The following is a 26908-nucleotide window of genomic DNA, read 5'->3' on the forward strand; positions in this document are numbered from 1 at the left end:
TAATCATGACTCGAACGCTCACGGAATGCAATTTTGCCACAATGACGCTATGCCAAAGGAAGCCCGTGCAAAGGAGAAGCCCATGAAACCCACCGAGAGAGCGAAGCAAGCGCTGGCCTACAAGCTCGTCGATTATCTGTGCGACGACCCCGAGAACAACATGGCGAACATCATGGGCAAAATCGACGCCCTCGCTCCGGCCAGCCTGTTCGCCGAGCAGCGCGCCGCCTTCTCGGACGCCATCAAGAACAAGACGAATATGTACCAGCTCATCATGCGCGTCATGGACTTGAACCCCGAGGTGCGGGCCGATCTGCTGAAGACCTTCGTCATGGACGCGAACTTCCTCGCCTGGGGCAGGCAAGAGAAGATGCGCGAGCGCCATCAGTGCAACATCCCCTGGGCCATCCTGCTGGATCCGACGAGCGCCTGCAACCTCCACTGCACCGGCTGCTGGGCCGCCGAGTACGGGCACGCCCTGAACCTCGCCTACGACGAGATCGACTCCATCATCCGCCAGGGCAAGGAACTCGGCGTGCACGTGTACATCTATACTGGCGGCGAGCCCCTCGTGCGCAAGCGCGATCTCATTCGGCTGTGCGAGGCCCATCCGGACTGCGCGTTTCTGTGCTTCACGAACTCCACGCTCATCGACGAGGAGTTCTGCCAGGAGATGATCCGCGTGAAGAACTTCGTGCCGGCCATCTCCGCCGAGGGCGACGAAGCGGCCACCGACGGGCGGCGCGGCGCGGGCACCTACGCCAAGGTGGACGCGGCCATGGATCTTCTCGCGAGCCACGGGCTGCCCTTCGGCGTGTCCATCTGCTACACCCACGACAACGCGCACTCCGTGGCCTCCGACGCGTACTTCGACTGGCTCACCGACAAAGGGGCGCTCTTCGCCTGGATCTTCACCTACATGCCCGTGGGCAAGGGCGCGCCGACCGAGCTCATGCCCACGCCGGACGACCGCAAACTGCTCTACCATTTCAACCGCCGCGTGCGGGCGGAGAAGCCCATCCTGACGCTCGACTTCCAACACGACGGCGAGTTCGTCGGCGGCTGCATCGCCGGAGGCCGCCGCTATCTGCACATCAACGCGGCAGGCGATGTGGAGCCCTGCGTGTTCATCCACTACTCCAATGCCAACATCCGCGAGCAACCACTGCTGGAATGCCTGAAGAGCCCGCTGTTCATGGCCTACTACGAGGGGCAGCCCTTCAACGACAACTTGCTGCGGCCCTGTCCGATGCTCGAGAATCCCGACCGCCTGGAGGAGATGGTCGAGAAGAGCGGCGCCCGCGGCACCGACCTCGTAGAAACGGAAAGCGCCCACGATCTGGCCGAGAAATGCCGCCCGGCGGCCCGGGCATGGGCGCCCGAGGCCGAGCGCCTGTGGACGAACGGCGCCGACAAGCGCGCACCCTACCGAGCACGCCAGTTCTGCGGCATGGCCGAAACCGACAAGGCGAAGTTTGCGCGGCTCGGCCGCACCATGCACGGGGCCTTCGATCCGGACCGCCCCGTGGACGAGATGGCACTGGAGCCGGCGCTGGCCGATGAGCTGAGATGTGCCCTAGACGAGGGAGCCCTGCTCTCTCAGGCCGACGCCGCCGTGACGGAGCAGGCCGCAGGTGGCGCCGCCGAGAGGGCCGAGAAGGCCGCCGATGAAGTTACCGCGTAGGCCGACTCCTCCCCTTGCGCCCGCTCCTTCGAACCGTTAGCATACTTGATCGCGCGCCCGCATCGGACGCGCGATCTGCATTATCCAGAGTCGGGGTAGAGAGTTGGCTCGATGATCCCGACACCAACCTGACGCGTCCCTCACCTGAGCGCCAAGGTGGTCCGGCCAACACCGATAAGAGAGGACTCTTATGGCTGAAAAGCACTCATCGTACCTGTTCACGTCCGAATCCGTCACGGAGGGACATCCGGACAAGATCTGCGACCAGATTTCCGACGCCATTCTGGACGCCATTCTCGCCAAGGAGATCGCCCTGGCTGCAGAGGGCTACATCGCGCCCGACGGCAACCCGGCCGACCCGGCGAAGATGCGCTGCGCCTGCGAGACGCTCGTCACCACGGGCACCGTCTTCGTCACCGGCGAGATTCGCACCCAGGCCTACGTGGACGTGCAGTCCATCGCGCGCGACGTGGTGTGCTCCATCGGCTACGACCGCGCGAAGTACGGCTTCGACGGCAACACCTGCGCCGTCATGAGCTCCATCCACGAGCAGTCCTCCGACATCGCCCAGGGCGTGGACTCATCCTTCGAGGCCCAGCGCGACGAGGCGGCCGCGGCCGACCCCTACGAGACGATTGGCGCGGGCGACCAGGGCATGATGTTCGGCTATGCCTGCAACGAGACGAGCACGCTCATGCCCATGCCCATTTACCTGGCCCATCGCCTCTCCGAGCGCCTGACCGAGGTACGCAAGAACGGCACGCTTGAGTTTCTGCGCCCCGACGGCAAGACCCAGGTGTCCGTGCGCTATATCGACGGGGCGCCCACGGCGGTTGAGAAGGTGGTCGTGTCCACCCAGCATTCCGAGGACATCGAACAGGACGCGCTGCGCGAGGCCGTCATCGAGACGGTCATCCGCCCGGTCTTCGAGGCCGAAGGGGTGGCGCTCGCCGACGACTGCGAGATCTACGTGAACCCCACAGGCCGCTTCGTCATCGGCGGCCCCATGGGCGACGCCGGTCTTACCGGCCGCAAGATCATCGTGGACACCTACGGCGGCATGGGACGCCACGGCGGCGGGGCGTTCTCCGGCAAGGACTGCACCAAGGTGGATCGCTCGGCGGCCTACGCGGCGCGCTGGGTGGCCAAAAACGTCGTGGCCGCGGGGCTGGCCGACCGCTGCGAGGTGCAGATCGCCTATGCTATCGGCGTGGCGAAGCCGGTGAGCGTCATGGTGGAGACCTTCGGCACGAACCATGTGCCGGAAGAGGATATCGAGCGCGCCGTGTCCGAGGTGTTCGACCTGCGCCCTGGCGCCATCATCGACGAGCTGGACTTGCGCCGCCCCATCTACCGGAAGACGGCCGCCTACGGCCACTTCGGCCGCGAGCTGCCCGAGTTCACCTGGGAGAAGACCGACCGCGCCGACGCCCTGCGGGCGGCCTGCGGGGTCGAGTAACCTGGCTGCGGCTCTCCCGGCGGGGAGACGCGCGGCATTCTGATTCGCTCAGACAGTCCTCGCTGGCCGCTCCTTCGGTAGGGGGCGACCTTGGTCGCCCCTCCCAACCCGGGAACGTCATTCCGCTCGAGAGGGCTGACCAAGGTCAGCCCCTACGGGTCGTCCAGCAAGACCCCATCTTTCATAAGTGAAAGGACCCCGACCGGGGCCCTTTTGCTGTCCTCACTCGCTTTCGCGAAAGACGGTGGTGGTGACGCGCGCTATGCGGCGCCCTGTGTCGTCGGTGACATCGGTGGTGTAGAAGCCGAGGCGGCGGCCGGACTTATCCGCGTTGCACGTCGCAATGAGGCAGGTGCCCTTCGAGGCGCTGAGATATTCGATGGTGCTCGATACCGACACGCTCGGGTTCCCGCCGGTATTGCTGGCAATGGCCAAGGCGAAATCGGCCAAGGTGAAGATGGCGCCGCCCATGACGTTGCCCAGCGCGTTGCGGTGGTGGTCCTGGATGTCCGGCTCGCGCACGGCGTGGTCGCGCGATCCTTCCACGATACGGCAGCCCGCGTGCTCGGCGAACCGGTCGTGACCGAAGAAGTCGTTCAGCTCTTCCAACGTGGGGTGATCGCTTAGCTGCTTCGCCATAGGAATCCTTTCCCTCCGGTCAACCTTCGTAGGGGGCGACCTCGGTCGCCCCTCATCAGCAAGAAAAATCTCTCTGGTTGGAAGGGGCGACCGAGGTCGCCCCCTACGGATCTAATGCACTGGCGTCCACGCAGGTGGTTGCCCTTACCCCTGAGCGACGGGGGTGGCGGTGGCGGCGAAGAGTTCCAAGTACTGGCCGTTGCTGACCGTGACCGTCTGCTCGCCGCCGGGAATGACGTACTTGGTGTCCACAATGGAGTCGTCGTCGAAGTCGAGGTTCTTCATGACGAAGGCCGCCGAGTCCTCGTCGGTCTCGCCCTCGCCCACGGTAGCCGCAGTGATGGTGTAGCTGCCGGCGGGAATGTCGATGCCCACGCGGTAGCAGCCGTTGGTGTAGGGCGCCGTCGGATCCGTGGAGGTAGAGGGGGCCGGATACATGGTCGCCTCGTCGCCAGGATCGAACACGATGAGATCGCCCTCGTCCAAATCGACGAAGTAGTTGCCGAAGTACTGCACAGAGTCATCGACAGAATAGCGGCCGTCGTCCCCGTCGAACACGTAGTAGTGGGAGAGCTTCTCGTTGGAACCTTCCAAGTAATACAGGCCGGCGGGAATCTGGCCGGCGGGCCCTACGGTGTAAAAGCCCTTGGTGCAGACGTCACCCTCCCCCGGTTCGCCCTGGGAGATGCCGTCGGCCTCGAACACCGAGGCGATCTCGTCCAAGGTGAAGGTGCCGTAGGGCGAGGCGTCCTCGTCGGTGCCGTAGCTGTCCTCCGGAGCCCACATATCGGTGTCGCCGAAGTCGTAATCGTAGTTATAGTCGTAGCCGTCATCGTAGCTGTTGTAGCTGTCGTAGCTGCTATCGTAGTCGGCCAGGGCCATGATCCCCACGCAGCTGGCGCAACCGCCCATGCCGACGACGAGTCCCACGGCCAGGCCCAGCAGAAACCACGGCCAGCGCCGCTTCTGGTTGGGGTTGGGCGGCTCGTAGCCCGGATAGATGTTCTGTGCGGGCGCCGGGGGCACCGGCGGCTGGCTGCCCGCGCCGTAGGAGCCGTAGCCGGCGCCGTCATAGGGCGCGTAGGTCGGCTGCTGGGCCGTAGCTTGAGTGTAGGCATACGACTGCCCAGCGCCGGCGGACTGTCCGTAGGGGGCGTAGGGCTGCTGGGCGGCCTGTGCCGCCGTGGCGTCGTAGTAGGGCTGCGTCGGCGCCGTGGGCGCGTGTTGCGCTATTTCGGGAGCCGGAGCGGCTGCGGCAGGCGCCGGCTGCACAGCATCGGAGGGCGCCGCGGGCGCAGGCTGAGAGCCGGGACCGGGCGCTCCGAAGGCAGCGAAGGGGTTCTCAGGCACGGCGCTTGGCGCCGGCTCCGGCGCCGGCTGCTGAGGCTCCACGCCGGAAGCGCCTGGGATGTTGCTGTTCTCGTCCATGGTCTTCGACCTTTCTGGTTGACGCGGCCGCTAGTTGGCGCGCTCGCTGAACACGGTTTCGGTGACGCCGTCGATGCGGGCGACGATGTCGGCGGGATCCATCAGCATCATGGCCTCGAACAAAGGCGGCGACACCATGTTGCCGCACACGGCCACGCGCAAGGGCTGGAACAGAAGCTTCGGCTTGAGCCCGGCCTCCTCACCGGCGGCGCGGCAGAGCTCCTCGAGCGCCTCGGCGTCCCACGGGTTGTCGTCGTCGGCGAGGATGGCCCGACAAATGGCGAGCGCCTCGTCGGCTCGCGCGCCCTCCTTCAACAGCACCTTCTGGACGCTCTTCTCGTCGAGCACCACCGAGTCGCCCCAGAACAGAAACGCCAGCTTGGCGGGGATCTCGTCCAAATGCGCCAGCCGCTCGGCCACGAGCGGGTACATGGCCTCGTAGAACTCGCGATCGTCGTCCACGTCGGCCAGGCACGCCTCCCAGGTGTCGGCGTCCACGTCGGCTCCGGGAAGGCGCAACTCGCGGGCGGCCGCCTCCGCCTCCTCCTTGGTGAGCGTCGGCACGACGGTGATGCCGTCCGGCACGTTCGACCCGTCCAGGTTGGTCTGGGCGAGCCAGGGCTTGGCGGCGTCGACCCAGGCAGCAGCGCCCATGTCGCGGATGTAGACACCGTTCATCCAGTCGAGCTTCTTCTCGTCGAAGATGGAGTGCTTCTTTGTGATGCGATCGAGCGAGAAGGTGCGGCAGAGCTCCGCCGGCGGGATGATGGTGGTCTCGCCGTCGAGCGACCAGCCGAGCAGCGCGAGGAAGTTCACGAGGGCATCGGGCAGATAGCCCCGGTCGCGGTACTCCTCCACGTTAGTGGCGCCGTGGCGCTTCGAGAGCTTCTTGCCGTCGGGTCCGAGAATCATGGACAGGTGCGCGAACAGCGGCACCTCGGCGCCGAGGGCCTCGTAGATGAGCACCTGGCGCGGAGTGTTAGAGAGGTGGTCGTCGCCGCGGATGACGTGGGTGATGCCCATGTTCACGTCGTCGCAGACCACGGCGAAGTTGTAAGTGAACGTGCCGTCGGTGCGGCGCAGGATCATGTCGTCCATCACATCGATGGGGAAGCTCATGTCGCCGTAGACGGCATCTTTGAACGTGACCGGACCGTGGTCGTCGGGCACTTTCAGGCGCCAGACATGGGGCTCGCCGGCTGCAACGCGCGCGGCGGCCTCGTCGGCTGGAATGGCGCGACAGGTGCGATCGTAGCCCGCGTAACCTCCCTCGGTTTTCTCGGCGGCCTCGCGCTTGGCATCCAGCTCCTCCTTGGTGCAGAAACACGGGTAGGCGGCGCCGGCATCGATGAGCTTCTGCAGCGCTGCCTCGTACGTGTCGGTGCGCTGGGTTTGGAAGTAGGGGCCGCAGGGGCCGCCCACCTCGGGGCCCTCGTCCCAATCGAGTCCCATCCAGCGGAGGGCCCGCAGGATGATCTGGGTGTTCTCCTCGGTGGAGCGCTCCGGGTCGGTGTCCTCGATGCGCAGGACGAAGGTGCCGCCGGTAGCACGGGCGAAGGCCCAGTTGTAGATGGCGGTGCGGGCGCCGCCGATGTGCAGCTTGCCGGTGGGAGAAGGCGCGAAGCGGACGCGCACGGGCTTGGTCGTGGTCATGGGTTTCCTTCAGTCCTCGGGGTCGTTTCAGGTAATAGCGCCAGTATAGCACGGGGGCAGACCCATCATTCATTGACCACATCCGGCTCGGCGACGGTTCGGTGCAGGGCTCGTGTCCGCAGCGCAACGGTGCCGTGACGCTCCGTGACAGTTCGGCGGTGGAGCCATATCGGTTGGACGGCAACCCGAAGAGAGGGCAACGGCGCGCCTAGACTGGAAGCGTCGCTGCAGGGGCTTCGCACGGCCATCCTCGAGGGATGCGCCTGCCATGTCCCTTTTCGCATGCCCGCACGACGCCGTAAGAGAGGAAACCACCATGGCCCCGCACCGTTCCGTACACGCCTTCACCGCCCGCTTCTTTCCGCATTCGTCGGTGTCCCTCCGCTGGGCCGTTGCCGCGTTCGCCCTTCTCGCCGCTCTCTGCTGGGCATCCCCGGCCTGGGCCGCGGACAGCGCTGTCTTCGCCTCGGGCGCGGGCACCGAGGCCGACCCCTACCTCATCGAGAATGCAAGTCAGCTAGCGGCCTTCCGCGATGCCGTGAACGCAGGCGACGACTACGACGGCAAATACGTGGCCCTCGGCGCCGACATAGATCTTGAGAGCGCCGAATGGACGCCCATCGGCGTCGGCACGCGCAAGAGCAGCGGTATCGCCGAGGGCAGCACGCCTTTCGCCGGCACCTTCGACGGCGCGGGCCACGTCATCAGCGGTCTGAAGATCGCTTCGACCCAGGGCGCCGACTTCGCCATCGGCCTCTTCGGCATTCTGGACGGGGCCACCGTGAAGAACCTCACCGTGGCCGATGCGGAAGTCACCGTGCCCCAAAGCGAGCTGGCGGGCATCCTCTGCGGCATGATGGCGAACGATGCCACCGCATCCGGCGTAAGCGTCTCCGGATCCGTTTCAGGCAAGGCGGGCGTGGGCGGCATCGCGGGGCGCATGACGCTGTCCGGAACCATCGAGAACTGCGAGAACAGCGCTTCGGTCGCCGCCGTGGGCGGCGTGGGCAACGCCGGCGGCATCGTGGGCGCCGCCTACTACACCACCCCCACCGGCCGCATGGCCATCACCGGATGCCGCAACAGCGGGAGCATTTCCGGCACCGACTGCATCGGCGGCATCGCCGGCCTCAGCGCGACCTTCGTGTCGAATTGCGAGAACAGCGGCGCCATTGCCGGCACGAGCTACTCTGTCGGCGGCATCGTCGGCGAGCAGAAGAACTACGGCGCCGTGAGCGGCTGCACCAATTCCGGGGCGGTTTCCACGAGTAACGCCAGTGCCTACGGCATCGGGGGCATCGTGGGATGGGCCCGCTACGACGGCGCCGCGCCCGCCTACGCCGCCAGCGCGCCCATCACGGTGACCGGCTGCGCCAACAGCGCCTCCGTGCAAGGCGGCAGCTGCGCCGGCGGCATCGTCGGCACGTTCTACAACGCGGGCACCGTAAGCGGAAACACCAATACGGCCGCGTCCATCACCAGCTCGAGCTTCGCCGGGGGCATCGTGGGCAACCTGCAGAACGCCGACATCTCGTCGCTGCCCTCCACGGTGCCCGAGGGCATCCTCGTGGAGAACAACGTGAGCGCCACCCCGCTCAATGCCATCACGGCTCCCTTGAAGGGCCCCTACGCCTACAACAACACGCCGAGCGATTTCACCGTGCGCGACAACGGGAGCGCCTGGGTGGCCCAGACCGGAGCGACGCGCTACGCCACGCTCGCGGGCGCCTTCGCAACGGCCCCCGATCACAGCACCATCAAGCTCGTCAGCAGCGTGAGCGAACAGCCGACCCTCTCCGTTTCCGACGGCCGCGAGCTCACGCTGGATCTGGCCGGCTTCAACCTCTTCTTCGCCACGGACGGCGGCCTGTCCCTTCGGGATGGAGCCCTGACGGTAACCGGACAGGGCGACGTGGCGACCGCCGAGGGAGCCGACGGCAAGCCCGAGCCTTTGGCCACCGTGAGCGGCACGGGGTCACTCGCGCTTAAGGGCGGCAGTTACAACCAGGACGTAGCGCCCTATGTGGCCGATTCCTACGCCGAGTTCGTCCCCGCCGACGCTCACGCGACGGCCCCCTTTTCCGTCGTGCCCGCCTCAACGGCCAAGCACAACGCCCAGGCCGTCGTTCACGATGGAGGCAAGACCGTTTACTATGGTGACGCCGGCGCAGCCCGAACAGCAGCGGCCGCTGCCCCTGGCGCCACCGTGGAGGAGCTGAACGCCCCGAGCACGCCATCGGGCAACGAGGGCGGCGAGGGCAACCCGAGCGACGGACAGACGGGAACGGCAAACGACGGGCAGCCGAGCGGAGACGCCAACGCGAATGCCGGGGACAAGACAGATGGCAGCACCGCAGCCGACGACCAGACCGACGGCAACGGGACGAAGGGCGCGGACAAGGATGACGCCTCTAAGGCGACAGCCAAACCCAGCACATCCAGCGCGGCGTCTGGCACGCATACTTACCGCAGCAGCTCGATCGCCTACCGCGGCGTTCCACAGACTGGAGACGCGGCCACCGATGCGCTGCTCGCCGTGGGAGCTCTGGCCGTCGTCTCGGGCGGCGCCGCGGCCCTCGCCCGCGCCCGCATGAAGCGTGCCCGGGCCAAGTAGCGTAGCTCGGCATCGCCCGCACCGTAAGCCGCAATCGCCGTGGCTCCTCTTTACCTGAGAGCGCACATCGAGGCCGTCGCCCTGACCACTACCTCCTTGTCGGCCTCCTCACGGAAACGGGCAACTCCCGCAGGGCCTCCATTACCTCAGCGGCGGCTTCCTCGGCTTGCAACTGCCGAGGCATGTCGAGGCCCGCGCGCTCGAAGGCCTCGGCCAGCGCGGCAGCGTAGTCGCGCTTGTGGGCATCGTTGAGCGCCTTCCACGGAATGCCCTTGAACCAAGCGGCCACCTCCCCATTGAAGGGCACGCGTCCTTGCAGCATGAGCGCCATGATGACAGGGTATCCCGCATACCCCTGCCAGAACGTCGCGTTGTCGTTGGAGCGGTAGCGTCCCTCGTCGTCCCAGGTCACCCGGTACTCCTTCGACCCGTCCGACGATCGCACGATAAGCGCTTCCGGACTCAAATCGTAGCGATCGTCGACCAGCGCCGTCCACGCCTCGTACACTTTCTCAACCGGCGGCAATTTTTCCATTAGACACTCCTTTATCACGCTTCCTCGCTCTACCCATTATGACTCCACCGCTTCGGCACAACGCAAACTGCCACTCATCAGTTATGTTGCAAGCCTTCCAGTTGTGGTCATTTCATGTGTGCCTATTTACAAAGTGCCTGCTCATAGAGTTGTCCACAGCGAAAACGAGACACTGCCGCGACATAACTGCGGTTTGACGCTGCTACGATCCCCGCCCTACTTCGATCCATCTAAAAAACAAGGGGCACCATGGCGGTACTTTTAGCGGGCGCCTGAGCGCTTCCTTTTGCCTTCGGAATTCTGCCCGGAGAGGGAGACGAGGGCGATCATGGCGGCCATGAGGACAAGGCCGATCCAATCCCAGGCAGAGAACGGAGTGTGCAGCCACAAGGCAGCGATGACCATGGCACCGGCCGGCTCAGCCACGCCCAGAAGGCTCCCCTTCACCGAGCCCACGAGCGACACGCCGTAGAGGAACAGCCCGAAAGCAGCAAAGGTACCAAGAACGCCCACGCCACCGACAAGAGCGAGCCAGCCTGTAGCGTCCATGTCGGGAACGAAACTGCCGGCGGTGCCGAAAAGGTCGGCGAGAATCGAGCCCGCAGCGCCGAGGGCGACAGAAGGGGCGGCGAGCAGCGAAACGATCATCTCTCCGATGAGCCACACGAGAACGGCGACAATACCGCTAATGACCATCCCGCAGGCGATGATGGTGGGGCGATCCCATCGGCCGTAGAGCCGTTGGGGCGCCATGATGTAGAGCGTCTCGGACAAGGCGTTGGCAATGCCCCAAGCCAAGCCCGCCACCGGCAGCACGATGACGCCCCAGTCTCCCTGGGTGGCGATGAGCGTCGCGGCGGCCATCGCGCACATCAGCCCGACAAAGTCGGCGACGCGCGGCAGACGGCGCGCTCGGGCGCAGGTGATAAGCATGACGAACACCGTGCAGGTGGCCTGGAGCACCGTGGCCGTGCCGGCGTTGGTGAGGGCCACCGACACCGCATAGGTGATCTGCGAGAGGTACAGCCCCACGCCGAACAGAACGAGCGTCGGACGGGCGGCGGGGCTCCCCAGCAGCGAGAGCAGAGCCTCGCGACGCGTAACGAATACGAAGACGGCGAACAGCAGGGCCGCCACGCCGGCACGTACGGCGGAGATGAAGGCGGAGCTTACCTCGTAACTCTCCGCGAGAAACTGGATACAGGCTCCTGAGAATCCCCACAGCGTCGCACCCGCCAGGGCACATACCACCCCTCGCCAGAAGACCTTAGAAGCGTTCACCGCCGTCTCACCTCCGTGCAATCCATCGAAATCCGTTGCCGCAGAGGCAGCATACACCATCCCATGCACAAGGAGCCAGAGAGGACGCACCTTCGACCGCTGCGGGCAAAGCGACCTCCCTACTGCCGCCCTCGGCACTTGGCGGCGCGGGCGGCGCGGCTATCGCCCCTCTTCGCGCTTGGCGGCACGGGCGGCGCGCTTGGCGGCCAAACGCTCGCGGGCGGCATCGCCCTTGGCGAGGTTGTTGGCGCGCCGTTCGCTGCGCCCCGTGGGGCGAGTGGGAGCGGGAGCGGCTGACGCTGAGCCCTTGGCCGGGTCCTGGCCCAGGGCGGACCTCGGTCCGCCCCTGCGGGAATCGGTCGGGGCATTTTGCGAAACAGCCTTAGCAGAGCCTGTCCGAGCATTTTTGGAAACGCCCGCAGCGGGATCTGTTGCGATACCCCGGGGGACAGAAGAGGCAGGATCGGAGGCAGAGCCGGAAGCGCCGCCCTCCATCTCCGCGAAAGGAGCCCCCTCTTCGGCGTCGGTCTCGCCGAAGAGTTTCTCCAGGAAGTGCACGATAGCCGGAAGCAGGTTGTCGCGTTCCTCCTCCGAGAAGTAGCGCAAAGGCAGCGTCAGTTTGCGCTTGTCCGTCTGGTAGCGGCCGGCCGCGCGGCGCAGGGGCTTCATGGCAGCAGCGGGGATGTCGATGGGCTCCACGATGAGCTTGCCCGCCGCCACGGAGATGAGCTTGACCCCGTGCTCGTTGGCGAAGGCCTTCAGCCATGCGCGCTCGAAGAGGTTGGCCGCCGCCTCGGGCATCTCGGGGGCCTCCGCGAGCATATCCTCGCGGAGGGCGGCCACCTCCTCCACCGTGGAGGCCGAAGCCAGCTTGCGGTACCACAGCACCCGGGCGTCGGCGTCGGGAATGTACTCCTCGGGCAGGTAGGCGTGACCGGGGATGTTCACGGTGATGTCGGAAAGCGCCGGCGGCAGCTCGCCTGAGGCGCCCACGCCCTCGCGGGTCTCGTTCACGGCCTGGTTGAGCATCTGGGCGAACAGGTCGAAGCCCACGGCTGACATATTGCCGGACTGCTCGGCGCCCAGCATAGAACCGGCGCCGCGGATCTCCAGATCGCGCATGGCGATGCGCATGCCGCTGCCCAGATCCTGGTGCTCGTTGATGGCGGTGAGGCGCGCGGCGGCCTCCTCGGTCAAAGGCACGTTCTCGGGGAACATGAAGTAGGCGTAGGCCTGGGTGGACGAGCGGCCCACGCGGCCCTTCAGCTGGTACATCTGGGCGAGGCCCAGACGCTGGGCGTCCTCGATGATGAGCGTGTTGGTGTGGGGGTTGTCGATGCCGCTCTCGATGATGGTGGTGGCCACGAGCACGTCCAGCTCGCCGGCGGCGAACTCCTCCATCACCTGCTCCAGCTCCTCCTTGGTCATCTGCCCGTGGGCCACGCCGACCCGCGCCTCCCCGGCGGCGGCATGCACGCGGTCCACGGCCTCGTCGATGGAGCGCACGCGGTTGGACACGTAGTACACCTGGCCGCCCCGCGCCAACTCGTAGCGGATGGCGGCCGATACGACGTCGGGATCCCACTCCCCCACGTGCACCTCTACGGGGCGCCGCTCGTCGGGCGGCGTTAGGATGAGCGACATATCGCGCACCCCCGACAGCGACATCTGCATGGTGCGCGGGATGGGGGTGGCCGACAACGTCAGCACGTCGATGGACTCGCGCAAGTTCTTCAGCTGCTCTTTGTGCTGCACGCCAAAGCGCTGCTCCTCGTCGATGATGACCAGTCCCAGATCGTGCGGGTTCACATCGCGCGAGAGCAGCCGGTGCGTGCCCACGAGCACCTGCACGTCGCCTTTGGCGAAGCCCTCCAGCGCTGCTTTCTGCTGCTCGGGCGTGCGGAAGCGCGAGAGCACTTCCACGGTGACGTCGAAGGGGTCGAAGCGGTCTTTGAAGGAGGTGTAGTGCTGCTGGGCCAGAATGGTGGTCGGACAGAGCACCATCACCTGCTTGCCGTCCTGAGTGGCCTTGAAGGCGGCGCGCAGGGCCACCTCGGTCTTGCCGAAGCCGACGTCTCCGCAGATGAGACGGTCCATCGGTCGCGGCGATTCCATGTCGTGCTTCACATCGGCGATGGCGGCGAGCTGGTCGCGGGTCTCGGTGTAAGGGAAGGCCTCCTCCATCTCGCGCTGCCAGGGGGTGTCCGGCGAGAAGCGGAAGCCCTGGGTGGCGGCGCGGCGGGCGTACACGTCCACGAGGTCGAAGGCGAGCTTCTTGGTGGCCTTGCGGGCGCGGTTCATGGCCCGAGCCCAGTCGCTCGTGTTCAGGCGGGTAAGACGGGGGCTGCCGCCTTCCGGCCCCACGTAACGGGTCACGCGGTCGAGCTGCTCCACGGGGACGAACAGCTTGTCGCCCTCGGCGTATTCCAGCTGCAGGTAGTCGCGCTCGGTGCCGTCCACCTCGCGGCGCACCAGATCGCGGAAAAAAGCGATGCCGTGGGCCGCGTGCACCACGTAGTCGCCGGGCTTGAACGGAAAGGTGACCTCGGTGGCATCCACGCGGGAGCGCACGCGGCGGCTGGCGGCGCGCGAACCCTGGGTGTCGGCGGCCGACACCAGCGCGAGATGCGCCTTCGGGATGATCATGCCGAGCGGGATGTCGTTGTCCACGATGTTGACGACCCCCCGCCGCAGGCGGCGTTTGGCCTGGGCCGGGGTGTCGGCCTCTGTGCTTTCGGGTTGCGACTCGCCATCGTCCAAATTTTCCGGTTGCACAATCTGGATGGGAATACCGTGATCGACGAAGGCGTGGCGCATGGTCTCGCGGGCGCGCAAGTTCGGAGCCGAGAAGACGATGGTGTAGCGGTCGGCGGCGAGGCTCTTCAGCTTGCCGAATATTTTGTCGGGCATCCCGGCCACATCGACGCGCTTCACCGGCAGCTCGTCGTCCAGCGCGCCGCCGACCCGCATGATGGAGACATAAGTGGCCCGCACCTCGCCCCCGAAGTCCAACGCCGCCGGCTCGGCGAACAGGCCCGCGAGCGCGATGTTGGTACCCCGGGCGCGCTCGGCGATGTCATCTGCGGCGTGGGCCGCATCATCGAAGAGCGAACGCGGCTCGATGAGGGCCGCACACGTGCCCGCTCCGGCGTAGGCGCCCAGCGTCACCGGCTTCTTGTACAGAAACGGCAGCACCACATCGGCGCCGTCGAAGCGAAGCCCCCCTTCCAGCTTCTCCAGCACATCGCGCAGAGCCGGGTTGGTGAGCGCCGGCTTTTCCAGGGCGCGCCGCGCGTCGGCCAGCGCCCGGGGGGAGGTGGGGAACTCAGAGACGGGGTAAATCTCCACGGAGGGCAGCGAAGAGATGGTCTGCCCCGTGGCGGGCACGATGCGGCGAATCTCGTCCAGCTCGTCGCCGAAGAAGTCGAGCCGCACCGGAAAGGACAGGTTGCCGGGGAACACATCCACGGTGCCGCCGCGCACGGCGAAGGTGCCCGGGCCGTCCAGCTCGCCGGTGTTGGCGTAGCCGGCGGCCTCCAGGGCGCGGGGCAGGTCGCCCAGCTCCTCGACGCCCTCGACGCCCATATCCTCGAGCTCCTCGCCGGCCGTAAGCGCGATCGGCCGCGCAGCATTCGCCTCTACCGGCGGCAACAGGCGCAGCAGCGCCCGGGCGCTCGCCACCACCACGACTTCGCGGCCGCTCTTGAGCGCCCAGGCGGCCTCCATGCGCTGGGCGATGACGCGACGATCGGCCGGCTTCGGGTCGAAGGGGTAATCGTCGCGCTCCGGGAAGCGCAGCACGCGCTCCTCCCCCACATAGGCGGCCACGTTGCGGGCGAAGGCGACGGCGGCGTCCTCGCCGGCCACGACGACGAGCGTGGGCTGGGGCGCATGGGCGAAGCGGGCCGCCACGAGGAAGGGCCGCGCCGAGGCGGCCACACCCAAGGTGGCGTCCTCGCCGGCATCGAGCTTTCCCCAGAACGTATCCAGACAGCCGGATTTCTCCAGCGTGAAGGCGAGCGAATCGATGAGCACAGCGGTCTCTTTTCCAGTAGGGCAAACGGCAAAAGCCGCCCGAGCGGGCGGTCGGCGCCCGGGATGAGCGCCTCGCACAGTGTAGCGCACTGGGGCGCGCAGCGACGCGAACGGGGGGCCAATAGTAGCAAAGAAGTAAACCGTCCCGCCGCGATTCCCCTAACTATTCCTCGAGAAGGAGCCCGCGCTGTGCGACAATAGCGAAAACGACACAGCGGCGACGCAGGCCGGCGCAAAAGGTAAGGAGGCAGCATGGCACGGGAATCCCTGGCGAGCAAGCGGGAGCGGGCGGCGGCCATCGAGGAGCGCATGTTCGAGCACTACGGCCCTGGGAAGGCGTCGCTCGACTATCGCACGCCCTTCGAGCTCACCGTGGCCGTGGTGCTGTCGGCCCAGTGCACCGACGCCGCCGTGAACAAGGTGACGCCGCGCCTGTTCGCGGCCTTCCCTACCCCAGCGGCCATGGCGGCCGCCTCATCGGACGAAGTGGCGGAGATCATCCACTCGCTGGGGTTCTTCCGAAGCAAGGCGAAGAACCTCGTGGCACTCGCACAAATGGTGACGGCGGATTTCGGCGGCGAGGTGCCCGCCGACGTAGATGAGCTGCAGAAGCTGCCCGGCGTGGGCCGCAAGACCGCCAACTGCGTCATGTGCGAAGCCTTCAAGGATCCCCAGGGCATCGCCGTGGACACCCACGTCTTCCGCATCGCCCACCGGCTGAAGCTGGCCGGGCCCTCAGCTGACACGCCGCAGAAGGTGGAGGACATCCTTCTGAAGGTGTACCCGCGCGAGCAGTGGTTGTTCATCAACCACCAGTGGGTGCATTTCGGCCGCGAGTTCTGCCGCGCCCGCAACCCCCGCTGCGCCGACTGCATCGTCGGCGATCTGTGCCCCACCCGAGGCCAGTGGGAGTAGGACCCTTCCCGCTTCCATAGCGGATAGTCGCCGTCTCACCCCCCGTAGGGGGCGACCTTGGTCGCCCCTTCTATTTCTTCTGCAAGGGGAAGCCGCGGCGGTGCAGCTCGGCCACGACGGTTTCCACCAGCAGGGGCAGGGCGGCGGCGCATTCGGGGGTGAGCCCCACAACGAACTGCTCCGGGGAGGGATTGCCCACCTGCATGCCCAGGCAGAAGCCCTCGGCCTCGTAGCCCATGAGCGATGCGGCGTCGAACAGGTCGACGAGCTTCAAATCGTGCAGCGACGCCTCGGGGCCGGAATGGCGCGCCATGGCATCCGGCTCAAACCGGTACACGGTGCCCGGCGCGTCGCCCGTGCCGTCCACGGCGTCCACCGTGAGGATAAGGTCGCAACGTTCCACGTAGGGCAGCATGTCCAGCGACATGCAGCCGACGTCCACCAGCGTCACGTTCTCGGGGATGTCATAGCCGGCAAGTATCTCGTCGTAGGCCGCCGGCCCCACGCCATCGTCCAGCATGAGTCGGTTCCCGACGAAGAACACCGCCGCCGTGCGCTCGCTCGCTTCCATGCCTTCTCCTTAGGCCCAGGTATCCAGCGTCGGGCGCAGATCCAAGTTGTACCAGGTGGCAAACGCCACGATGGCCACGGCGATGATCGCGCCAACAACGGCCCAGATGCGCTGCCGCCGCAGGTAGGTCTCGCGACTCACCCCCATGTTCTCGGCCCGATGCGCCGCGAAAGGCTGCGCCACGATGGCGAACACCGCGGTTGCGCCCACCAGCCCCGCGGCCATGAGAATGGCCAGCACCACGTTCATCGCTGTCGGCTCCACCGTGGCCGCGTAAATCACGTTGTCCGCGAACAGCCATGCGACGAAGAAGAGGAACGCCGCCCACATCCCATGGGCCGGCCCCCACACGGGTGCCAAAAACAGCGCCCCCAGGTTCACCCGGGGCAGCCCCGCGAGAAACTTCTCCTCTTCGGCAATCTGCTCGTCGGTCAATGGCTCGCCCATGTCGCCTATCTTTCCTCTCTTTGATCGGCGGCACGTCGGGTGGCCCCTTCGTGTGCTCGCCGTTATTTCCAATCCCGCCCTATCATTGGCAGGACGTCCCATCCAGGTCCCAGTTTCATTCAACAAGACCATCTCGATTCTCGTTTTCCAATTTTCGGGGATAAATGCCACTTCAACCCCGAAATGGTCGATTTTTCGGCAACATACCAGAGTTTTTTCGACCATTTCTACCCTCAACTGGCATTTGGCTTGCCATTTCGGGGTCAAAGTGGCATTCACTGCCAAAAAGGGAAGCATGGGGGATGGGGTCGGATACGGTCGCGCAGCGCGCGCTAGCTGATGAGCTTCGAGCTCTCCACCTTTTCCACGTACCATTCCATGAACTTCTCCAGGGGCTTGCGAAGCACGAGGCCCAAAAGCGCCGCCGGGATGAGGAACAGGGCGAGCGTGCCCATCTGCACCCAGAAGTCGTTGCCGTAGGTGCCCATCATGGCGCTTCGCATGGCGTTCACCACGTGGGTGGCGGGAAGCCACGGCGAGAGGGCCTGCACGAAATCGGGCATGATCTGCAGCGGGAACGAGCCGCCGCAGCCGGTCACCTGCACGATGAGCAGAAGCACGGCGATGGCCTTGCCGAGGTTGGCGAAGGACACCACCAGCGCGTAGATGATGAAGGTGAACACAAGTCCCGCGCCCCAGAAACACACCATGAACAGCCATGGCGAGGTCACCTGCACATCGAGGAAGAACAGGTTGCCCAGCGCCATGACCGTCGACTGGGCCAGCGACACCACGGCCATGACGGCGAAGCGACCGAAGAACAGCTGCCGCGGCTTCGGATTCACAAGCCCCGCCTCCTTCTGGATGCGGAGGTCCGCCTTCGGCTTGAACACCACGAGAATGAGCAGCGACCCGATGAAGAGGGCCAGCGTCGTGTAGAGCGGCGCCATGGCGCTGCCGAAGTTCTCCACCGGGAACACCGCGATGCGCTCGACGCCCACCGGGCTCGCCAGCGCCTTCGAAAGGGCCGATACATCGGAGCCGAGCACGGCGCGCAGGGCGTCGCGGTCGCCCGAGGCGATGGCGCCGTCGATATCGGAGGCCATCTCCCGCAGCCCCGAGGAGACGCCCTTGAGCTTCTCGGTGGTCTCGGCTATCTTGTCGGCGGTGCCGGCCATGACATCGGCCGCCGAGGTGGCCGAGGCGGACAGCTCGCCGCCGACGCCCTTCAGGTCGTCGGAAACGCCGGAGAGCGCATCGGCCATGGAGGCGGCCTGCTCTGCCAGCGAGGCGAGCCCCGGCGCCACATTCGCCTCGTAATCGTCCTTGATGGAATTGATGGAGGCGGCGGCCTCGGCCGCCTTGGCCTTCGCGGCATCGCGCTCGGCGGAAAGATCGGTGTCGCCCGCCTCCAGCTTATCGGCGGCCGTCCGCAGGCTCGCGGCCATGGAATCCGCCTGGGACGCCACCGCTCTCGCACGGCCGGCCAGGGCGGTCACTTGGGGCCGGAGGCTCTCGGGCAGCGACGGGGCGGCGCCTTCCAAGCTGTCGGCCACCTGGCGGTACACCGTCGCATGGGACGCAAGCGCATCGGCCTGGGCGCGCAGATCCTTGGCAATGCCCTGACTGTCCCCGGAAGCCGCATCGAACAGCGCGTCGACGGAATCGGATACCGCCCCGAAGGCGGCGGCGCTGTCAGCCAGCGAGCTCTTGAGCGTATCCGCCGAGCTCTTCAGAGCGTCCACCGTGGCCGGCACCGCGTCGGCCCGCCCCGTCGCGGCGGACAGCGTCTCGTCCAGAGCCGTGGAGGCCTGGGTGGCCAGGTCGGCCGAATGGCGCGAGAGATCCTCGCAGGAGCGAGCGAGCGAGCCGTAGAGCGAAAGCACCCCGGACGCGTCGTCGAAGGCATCGGCCATCTCGCGCACATGATCGGCCACCACCGCGATGCGGCCGTCCCAGTCGTCCTCGTCGGCGAAGCTGGAAAGCGATTCGGCCAGCGAGAGCGACACCTCGGAGAGCGTCTGGGCGAACACGGCATTCACCTGGTAGGACACCGTGTCGGCTCCCTGATCGGTGATCTTCGGCGCGATGGCGCTCTTCTTCTCGTTGGCGTAGTAGACGATATCGGCGTGGCCCGCGTCGCCCGTGTAGAAGGTGAGCATGTCGCGGCTGAAGCTCTTCGGGATCACCACGGCGGCGTAGTAGCGCCCCGACTTCGCGCCGTCGATGGCGTCCTCCTCGTCGGTGATGTGCCAATCGATCTGGTCGTTGGCCCGCAGGGCGGAGACCACCTGGTCGCCGATGTTGATGCGCAGCGGGATGAGGTCGCTCTGGTAGCCCTCGTCGGTGTTGGCCACGGCCACCGTGAGGTTGCCCGTGTTGTCGAAGACGTTCCAGCAGGCGATGATGTTGTACCAGGCGAACAGCGAGGGCACGAGAACGAGGCCCAGCGTGATGATGATGGACATGACGTTGGCCTTCAAGCGGCCCAAATCGAAGCGGAACAGGCGCCAGACGTTATTCATGACGAGCCTCCTCCCCTTCCGCACCATCGCGCGCGCCATCGCGGTCACTCTCGTGCTCTCGACCGCCGAAGCCCGCATCGCGCGCATCCATGCAGGCGGCCCGCTCCACGTCCGCCGTGGCGCCGTACAGGTCGATCAGGCTCGCGTCGGAGAGGCTCTCTAGCTTCAGCTGCCGCTCGAAGCTGAAGCGCAGGCTCTCGATGACCACGAGCGCCACGAAAATGACGATGATCCAAATGAGCCAGCCCGTGAGCAGCCACACCTTCTCGGTCGGCGTCAGGGCGAAGATGACCGCAAGGACCACCGGCACCGCCACGCCCAAAACGAGCGCGCCCTTCATGAGCCGCGGGTACCAGCGGTTGAACGTCGCATAGCGCTGCTGCAGGGCCGTGGCGTAGGTGTCCTTGTCGGAGAGCGCACGCATGATCTGGGAGATGCGGTAGGGGCGCACGGGAATGTCGACGTCCTCGCCGTTGAACAGGCCGCCGTCGCGCACCTGGCGGGCCACCATGCGGTTCACGTTCGCCATGAGCGGGCGGATGAGGAGCCCGAGCGCCATGAACAGCACGAGGAACAGCGCGAGCACGAGCAGGTCGGAGACGTACTGGCCGCCGTAGAAGCCGCAGATGGCCTCGCGCATGGCCCCGATGCCGTAGGTGAAGGGGAACAGCGGGTAGATGGATTGGAAGAACGGCGAGGTCATCTCAATCGGATAGAGGCCCGTGGCGCCGGGGATCTGGGCGAACACGAGGATGACGCAGATGCCCTTGCCGATATGCTGCAGCGTGACGGAGAAGGCGTAGATGATGGAGAGGTAGGCAAGCGACGCCAGCGCCGCGGCGAAGATGAGCGCCGGCGCCGAGACGGTTTGCACGCCGAGCGCGAGCACCCCGACACAGCAGATGACCGCCTGCATCACGGCGATGGCCGCAAGGAACAAATACCGACCCCAGTAGCGCTGGGCCAACGTCAGGCCGGGGATGCCCTCGCCGTCCGCCTCCTGGCGCATGATGACGAGCAGCATGAAGGCGCCGATCCAGAACGTGAGGTTCATGAACAAAGGTGCCATGGCGCTGCCGTAGGCGTTCAGCGGATAGAGCTGCTCGGTGACCACCTCGGTGGGCGACGCCATGAACGCCGCGATCTTGTCGGCGTCAAGACCGCCCTCGCCCACGAGCCGGGAAAGCGCGTCGGAGGTGCCGAAGGCGAGCACGTCGTTGCAGACGATGCCCAGCTCGCTTTCCAGGCCGGCGAAGAGCCGGTCGGTCTCGGCCACCGTTGAGGCGGCCGTGTCCATGGTGGCGTCCAGCTGGTCGATGACGAGCCCGGTCTGGGCCACGAGGAGCCGCTGGGTCTCAAGGGCCCCGGAAAGGGCCGACGAAGTTTCGGCCAGCGCGTCCAGCGCATCGTTCACGGCGGGCAGCGTGGTGCCGAACAACGTCGTGGAATAGGCTGACGCGCCGCTGGTCGCCTGGCGCACCGCGCCATCGAGGGCCGATGTCGCATCCGAGAGCGCGGCCGCCGAGGACTGCGCGCGGTCGTTGGCAGCCGTCAGCGCGTCCAGGGCCGTCGAGGCCGCCCGGGTCCGCTCGTCCAGGGAGTCGGCCAGAGCCTCCAGGGCGGCGCGCTCGCTGCTGCCGGCGGGAAGGGAGCCCGCCGCCGCGCGCACGGAGGACGCCAGCTGGCCGCTCTCCTGCACGGCGGCGCTTCCCTGGGCCAGCGCCGCCTGAATGCCTCCCTGGGCCTCGCCGAAGGCGGCAGTGAGGCGCGCGGCGGCCGAGGTGGCGTCGTTCGACGCCTGGGTGATGTCGTCGAGACCGGCGGTGACGGCCGGCAGCGCGAAGGCGGAGAAGTCGCTCAAGGTCTTCTGCATGGCCGTCGCGGTCTCCCCCATCTGGCCTAAGGACTCATCGGCCGCGTCGATGCCGGCACTCGCTTTGGAGAGCGTCTCTTTGGCCGAGGCCGCCTTGTCCTTGGCCGCCTTCGACGCATCCCCCAAATCGGCGAGCACGCGGCGCACCTCGCCGGTGGCGGCGACGGCCTCCGATATCTTCTGCGCGGCCTTCGACTGCATCTCCTTGGTGTTCTCGCGACCCTCGTTCACCTTCTCGTCGATGGTCTTGACCACCACGTCGCTTACCGTGGCGACGAAAGTGGAGTTGATGGTCTCGTCCAGCGTGGTGGCGCCCGTGTCGGTGATCTTGGGGGCGACCGGCCCCGACTTCTCGTTCACGTAGTACTCGATCTTGGGCTGCGTGAAATCGCCGGTGGTCAGCGTGAGCAGATCGGCGGTGAAATGCTCGGGGATGACATAGGCCGCATAGGCGCGTCCGCTCTTCAGCTCGTTCATGGCCGCGTCGTAGTCGGTGAATTCCCAGTGCAACTGGTCGTTCTCATGCAGCTGGTCCACGATGCGCTCCCCCACGTTCAGCTCGCCGGTGAGCTCGGAGGAACCGCCCGCATCCTGGTTCACCACGCAGACCGTGAGGTTGCCGGTGTTGTCGTAGGGGTTCCAGAACCCGATGACGTTGTACCAGGTGTACAGCGAGGGAATCACCATGAGGGCGAACACGACCACGAGCGCCTGCGGCGTTTTCAAAAGACGCAGAAGATCGCGCTTAAGTATCTTCAGAACATTCCGCACGAAACGGATCCTTTCCGCCTGCAGTCGGTAAGCGAACAGAGTTGCCGATAATCATAGCGCAACCCCGGCAAATTTGCTTCCCCTTGTTGACGGACTGAAGCGATCAGTCAAGCAACTATCTTGGCTGCGTCTCCTCCGGAGAGGAGCCGTCGGGTATTCTGATTCGCTCAAACAGTCCTCGCTGGTATCGAAGGCGATGAGATTGCCCTATCCCGTTCCTGCCTCGCCTTCGATACCATCTGCGGAACTCGCTCGGTCAGAACACCCGACGTCTCCTCTTAACTTGCACTCAATTGTGTATAACTCGCGAAGGGACACGGGGTGGTGCTCACCAAGCGAGTTCCGCAGCGACGAGAACAGGACTCAATGTCCTGTTCTCCAAAGTGAGGACTGTCTGAGCGACTGAGCATTACCCCGTGGCCCGTCAACGGGAGACGCGCAACAAAAAGGGGCGGCCCCTTGCGAGACCGCCCCTTTCGACTTCGACGTGCGCGACCCTTAGTGGAGGTCGGCGTCCTCCCCGACGATGTTGTGCAGATCGGGGTCGTACACCAGGCCGCCATGCTCCTTGTGGATGAACATGAGCTTGGTGGGGGCGAAGCCCTCGACATTGGCTAGGTAGATATGGATGAACATGAAGATGATGAACACGTACATGCCGAAGTAGTGGATGATGCGCATGGACATGAGACCGCCCACGAGGTTCGTCGTCGCGGCGAACACGGGCACGTTCATGGTCACGCCCCACAGGCAGAGTCCCGTCCAGAACATCAGCACGATGAGGATCGGGATCAGCAAGTAGCTGATCTTCTGCGGCACGCCAAGCTTGGCGCCCAGGGGATGATCCTTCTTCAGGAACAGGTAGTACTTGATCCACTCCAGGGCCTGATGACGGTTGTCCTTCTGGGGCAGCCAGGTCTTGAAGTCGGTCACCTGCTGGCGCGTGCCGCCGGTCGGCGCGGTCTTCACGAAGAAGGCCATGATGACGCGGGCCACGCAGTTGATGAACAGCACGAAACCGAAGAAGAGATGGCAGCCGCGGGCGATGCCCGTGAGGAACGGCAGCACCGGGAAGTGGATGATGATGCCCGACAGGATGAGCATGATCATGGCGATCAGGTTGATCCAGTGGGTCACCACGAAGATAAGAGGATGGGCCTCTTTGTAGTGAGCGAGATGGGCCATCTTACTTCACCCCCCAAGGGCTGGTGACGGTCTCGAAGTGCTTGCCGGTACCGCGCTCCGTGACGTGCACGGCGCAAGCGGTGCAGGGGTCGAAGGAGTGAACCGTGCGCAGGGCGTTGATGGGCTTCTCGATGTCGGCCACCGGAACGCCGATGAGCGCCTGCTCGAGCGGGCCGTGCTCGCCGTCGCCGTTGATGGGCGCCAGGTTCCACGTGGACGGGATGATGATCTGGTAGCCCTCGATCTTGCCGTCGACCACCTTCTCGGAGTGGTAGAGCGCGCCGCGGGGGGCCTCCCAGAAGCCCGTGCCCTCGCCGGTGAGGCGGGCAGGCTCGCGGAAGTACTCGGAGTCGCCGCCCTTGATGGCCTCGGCGAGCTCGTTGACCCATTCCACCATGAGGTTGGCGATGTAGATGGTCTCGATCTGGCGGATGGCGGTGCGTCCCAAGGTGGACTGGAAAGCGGCCAGGTCGCCCGGCTTGGCGCCGAGGATGCCGAGAACGGCGTCGACCTGCTCCTTGATGAAGGGCACGCCGCGCACGTAGGCCGCGAAGATGCGGGCCATGGAGCCGGCCTCCATGGGCTTGCCGTCGTAGGCGGGGGCCTTCACCCAGCTGTAGCGGTCGTCGACGTTGTACTCGGTGAAGTCCGGATCGGTGACGAAGTACGGCGAGGTGTAGGTCTCGCTGCCCTTGTACCAGGAGCGGCCCATGTACTCGGTGATGAGGTTCTCCTGCACGTCCGACGCCTGGAACTGCTCGTCCAGGACGGCCATGGGCAGGTAGCGGTTGAGCATCTGCTCGGTGTAGTTGTCGCCGTAGGGCCAGTCGGGGCCTTCGAAGACGCCCCAGGCGATGTAGCGGCCGCAGCCCTTGCCGAAGGTGAGCACCTCGGGATAGAGCTTGGCGAGCATCACGGTGTCGGCGAGAACGGTGTCGTTGACCCAGTCGCGGACCTCGGTGGCCATGGCGAGCAGATCGTCGAGCTTGCTCTCGGTGGGCACCCACATGTTGCCGCCGGGAATGGAGGTCATGACGTGGGGCATCTTGCCGCCGAGCAGCGCCGCCATCTCGGAGGAGCGGGCCTGCATCTTCAGGGCCTCCAGGTAATGGGAGGTGAGGATCAGGTTCGCCTCAGGGTTGTCGACGTAGGCCTCGCCGCCGTCGGCATCGAACCAGTTGCCCGAGAAGATGGACAGCTGGCCGTTGTCGGCAAAGGCCGCCAGCTTCTCGTAGAGCTGGTTGAGGTCGGAGTGCAGCGCCAGGCCGTTCTCCAGGGCCACAGCGTAGGCGTCGTCGACGTTGGCCTGAAGCGCATTCAGCGGGTTCACGTAATCGAGAGCCGCCAGGTTGTACAGCCACAGGATATGGCTGTGCAGGAACTGAGCGCCCTCCAGCAGGTTACGCACGATACGGGCGTTGTTCGAAATGGTGATGCCGTAGGCCTTGTCACCGGCGATCGAGGAGGCATGCGCGTGCGAAACGGGGCACACGCCGCAGATACGCTCGACGATTTGGGCCGCATCCTCGGGGGTGCGGTTCTGCACGACGAGCTCCATGCCGCGGAAGCAGCCGCCGGACACCCAGGCGTCGGCGACCACGCCGTTCTCGACCTCCATCTCGACGCGGAGATGGCCCTCGATACGGGTAATGGGATCAATAACAGAACGTGTCAAGTCAGCTCACCTCCTTCTTAATCGTTGTTACGGGGTTCGGCGTTCTTCTGCAGCAGCTCGTCGTCGAGAACCGGGCCGCCGGCGACCGGGTCGGCGTAGGTGCCGATCTCCTGGTCGGGATGCTTGGCATCCCACTTGCGGATCTTCTCGAACGGAGCGCCGCCGTCCATGCGGCCGGAGAGCTTCATGCCGAAGCCGTGCACCACGAGCGCCGCCGCCACGATGCCGGTGATGGTCACGGCGATGGTGGTGGGCTGCAGGCTCAGAGGACCGATGCGCAGGTCGCGCATGCGCTTGTAGAACGGGGTGTTCACCTCGGCCCAGTTGTCGCCCGGGTTGTTCGGGTTGGCCTCGCAGCAGCCGATGCAGGGGGCGCCGGACTGCACGCACCAGCTGCGGCGGTTGTTCCACAGCGTGACGCCGCACAGGGCACGGGTCTGCGGGCCCTTGCAGCCGACGGGATACAGGCAGTAGCCCATCTCCTCTTCCTTCGAGCCGAATTCGTAGACGAACTCGCCATTCTCGAAGTGGCCGCGACGCTCGCAGTTGTCATGGATGGTCTGGTTGAACAGATCGCCCGGCATGTTGAACTCGTTCAGACGGTTCACCAGCAGGTCCATGTCCTTCATGACCACGACGTCCACGAGCACGGACATGACCCACTCGGGGTTCACGGGGCAGCCCGGAACGTTGACGACCGGCGTGGCGACGCCGACCTTCTTCAGGTACTGCTGGACGCCAAGGGCCTGGGCCGGGTTGGGGGCAGCGGCCATCCAGCCGCCGTTCACGGCGCAGGAGCCGACCGCCACAACGGCGTTGGCCGACTCGGCAGCCTCCACAAGGGCCGTGATGCCGTCCTCGCCGGCCACGCGCAGAGCGTTGCCGTCGAAGGCCTCGAGCACGGCGCCCTCGTAGATGAGAATGTAGTTGCCTGCCGCGATGGTCTGGGCCTTGGCCTCCTCCATGGAGTGGCCAGCGGCGGCCGACAGGGTCTCCGAGTAGTTCAGGGAGATCATGTCGAGCACGACCGATGCGACATCGGGAGTCTCCACCTGGGCGAAGGACTCCGTGCAACCGGTGCAGGAAGCACCCTCGATCCAGATGACCGGATACAGGTTGCCGGACGTCGCGCCGATAACAGACTCTTCCAGAGCTTGCGCCACGCGCGGAACCGCGAGCTGGGAGAGCCCGGCTGCGGCGGCGATGCCGGCGCACAGCTTCATGAAGCTGCGACGGGTAACGCCACGCGAGGCAAGGATGCTGTCAAAGTCTGACATCGTTGCCTGATTTTCCATGCGTACACCTCCTTATAGGTGTCTCGTCTCTCTTACATGCAGGGGTTAGATTATCCGTTCGATCGCCACAAAAGCTGCACAATGGGTCACAAACGGTCAAATCATCTACCAGCGGCGAGAAAATGTTACGCGCTCCCCTGCTGGTAACAAGGCATTTTCGGCGCCGCGCCGTTCGCGCCCGATTTGCGCCGTCGGCGGGAAGGCCCTGCTCGCGCGGCCCTGGCGAGCTGTCGGCCGCAATCCCCTTGCATGCCCGAATTCGCCAGCGGCGGCAGACGACTGCGCGACCAACACATGCCGCTTGCGATAGCGCCCTCAGCCGC

Annotated in this window: 17 protein-coding genes; 4 read left to right on the forward strand and 13 right to left on the reverse strand. The window is 65.9% G+C overall.

The features are described from left to right. Positions 1 to 82: 82 nt before the first annotated feature. Positions 83 to 1684: a radical SAM protein gene (locus tag ACW4LP_RS02055; RefSeq protein ID WP_206604507.1), complete on the forward strand. Its 1602-nt coding sequence runs from the start codon at positions 83 to 85 to the stop codon at positions 1682 to 1684. A gap of 190 nt (positions 1685 to 1874) precedes the next feature. After that, complete coding sequence (gene metK, locus ACW4LP_RS02060) at positions 1875 to 3143, forward strand: methionine adenosyltransferase (protein WP_455803418.1); 1269 nt, start codon at positions 1875 to 1877, stop codon at positions 3141 to 3143. A 222-nt stretch (positions 3144 to 3365) separates the two neighbouring features. Here the strand turns inward: metK and ACW4LP_RS02065 are convergent, their stop codons facing one another. From ACW4LP_RS02065 to gltX, 3 genes are all read right to left on the reverse strand, one after another. Beyond that, positions 3366 to 3782, reverse strand: a complete 417-nt coding sequence (locus ACW4LP_RS02065; RefSeq protein ID WP_455803419.1) for a PaaI family thioesterase — start codon at positions 3780 to 3782, stop codon at positions 3366 to 3368. A 144-nt stretch (positions 3783 to 3926) separates the two neighbouring features. Then, the gene (locus tag ACW4LP_RS02070) at positions 3927 to 5210 is read right to left on the reverse strand and encodes a hypothetical protein (RefSeq protein ID WP_455803420.1); all 1284 of its coding nucleotides are present in this window, start codon (positions 5208 to 5210) and stop codon (positions 3927 to 3929) included. A 30-nt stretch (positions 5211 to 5240) separates the two neighbouring features. After that, a complete protein-coding gene (gene gltX, locus ACW4LP_RS02075; protein WP_455803421.1) occupies positions 5241 to 6863 on the reverse strand; it encodes a glutamate--tRNA ligase in 1623 nt (540 codons plus the stop codon). 316 nt (positions 6864 to 7179) lie between these two features. On the opposite strand from gltX, the gene ACW4LP_RS02080 reads away from it, so the two are divergent. Further along, the gene (locus tag ACW4LP_RS02080) at positions 7180 to 9477 is read left to right on the forward strand and encodes a hypothetical protein (RefSeq protein ID WP_455803422.1); all 2298 of its coding nucleotides are present in this window, start codon (positions 7180 to 7182) and stop codon (positions 9475 to 9477) included. 88 nt (positions 9478 to 9565) lie between these two features. Here ACW4LP_RS02080 and ACW4LP_RS02085 read toward each other — a convergent pair whose 3' ends face one another. The 3 genes from ACW4LP_RS02085 to mfd all read right to left on the reverse strand — a co-directional run bounded on the left by ACW4LP_RS02085 (position 9566) and on the right by mfd (position 15328). Further along, positions 9566 to 10012: a hypothetical protein gene (locus tag ACW4LP_RS02085; protein WP_161128343.1), complete on the reverse strand. Its 447-nt coding sequence runs from the start codon at positions 10010 to 10012 to the stop codon at positions 9566 to 9568. 261 nt (positions 10013 to 10273) lie between these two features. Continuing rightward, entirely contained in the window at positions 10274 to 11293 is a 1020-nt protein-coding gene (locus tag ACW4LP_RS02090) for an EamA family transporter (protein WP_302148455.1), read from the reverse strand. Positions 11294 to 11452: 159 nt separating this feature from the next. After that, entirely contained in the window at positions 11453 to 15328 is a 3876-nt protein-coding gene (mfd, locus tag ACW4LP_RS02095; protein ID WP_451917797.1) for a transcription-repair coupling factor, read from the reverse strand. 252 nt (positions 15329 to 15580) lie between these two features. Between mfd and nth the strand changes: the two genes are divergently transcribed. Beyond that, positions 15581 to 16243: an endonuclease III gene (gene nth, locus ACW4LP_RS02100; protein WP_278981949.1), complete on the forward strand. Its 663-nt coding sequence runs from the start codon at positions 15581 to 15583 to the stop codon at positions 16241 to 16243. Positions 16244 to 16313: 70 nt separating this feature from the next. Here nth and ACW4LP_RS02105 read toward each other — a convergent pair whose 3' ends face one another. The 7 genes from ACW4LP_RS02105 to ACW4LP_RS02135 form a co-directional block, all read right to left on the reverse strand. Next, positions 16314 to 16814 carry a hydrogenase maturation protease gene (locus ACW4LP_RS02105; RefSeq protein WP_022740091.1) on the reverse strand — a complete coding sequence of 167 codons (501 nt, stop codon included), beginning with the start codon at positions 16812 to 16814 and terminating at the stop codon, positions 16314 to 16316. Positions 16815 to 16823: 9 nt separating this feature from the next. Then, the gene (locus ACW4LP_RS02110; RefSeq protein ID WP_161128455.1) at positions 16824 to 17261 is read right to left on the reverse strand and encodes a viscotoxin-A3; all 438 of its coding nucleotides are present in this window, start codon (positions 17259 to 17261) and stop codon (positions 16824 to 16826) included. A 332-nt stretch (positions 17262 to 17593) separates the two neighbouring features. Beyond that, a complete protein-coding gene (locus ACW4LP_RS02115) occupies positions 17594 to 19786 on the reverse strand; it encodes a YhgE/Pip domain-containing protein (protein WP_418911620.1) in 2193 nt (730 codons plus the stop codon). Further along, a complete protein-coding gene (locus ACW4LP_RS02120; RefSeq protein WP_173112714.1) occupies positions 19779 to 22430 on the reverse strand; it encodes a YhgE/Pip domain-containing protein in 2652 nt (883 codons plus the stop codon). The genes ACW4LP_RS02115 and ACW4LP_RS02120 overlap by 8 nt, the downstream gene beginning before the upstream one ends. A gap of 498 nt (positions 22431 to 22928) precedes the next feature. After that, positions 22929 to 23615 carry a cytochrome b/b6 domain-containing protein gene (locus tag ACW4LP_RS02125; RefSeq protein WP_114540046.1) on the reverse strand — a complete coding sequence of 229 codons (687 nt, stop codon included), beginning with the start codon at positions 23613 to 23615 and terminating at the stop codon, positions 22929 to 22931. Position 23616: 1 nt separating this feature from the next. After that, the gene (locus tag ACW4LP_RS02130) at positions 23617 to 25290 is read right to left on the reverse strand and encodes a nickel-dependent hydrogenase large subunit (RefSeq protein WP_022740096.1); all 1674 of its coding nucleotides are present in this window, start codon (positions 25288 to 25290) and stop codon (positions 23617 to 23619) included. A 17-nt stretch (positions 25291 to 25307) separates the two neighbouring features. Then, on the reverse strand, positions 25308 to 26585 hold the full coding sequence (locus tag ACW4LP_RS02135; RefSeq protein ID WP_455803423.1) for a hydrogenase small subunit: 1278 nt from the start codon (positions 26583 to 26585) through the stop codon (positions 25308 to 25310). Positions 26586 to 26908 lie beyond the last annotated feature (323 nt).

The sequence above is a fragment of the Adlercreutzia sp. CNCM I-6215 genome, from assembly GCF_977072315.1.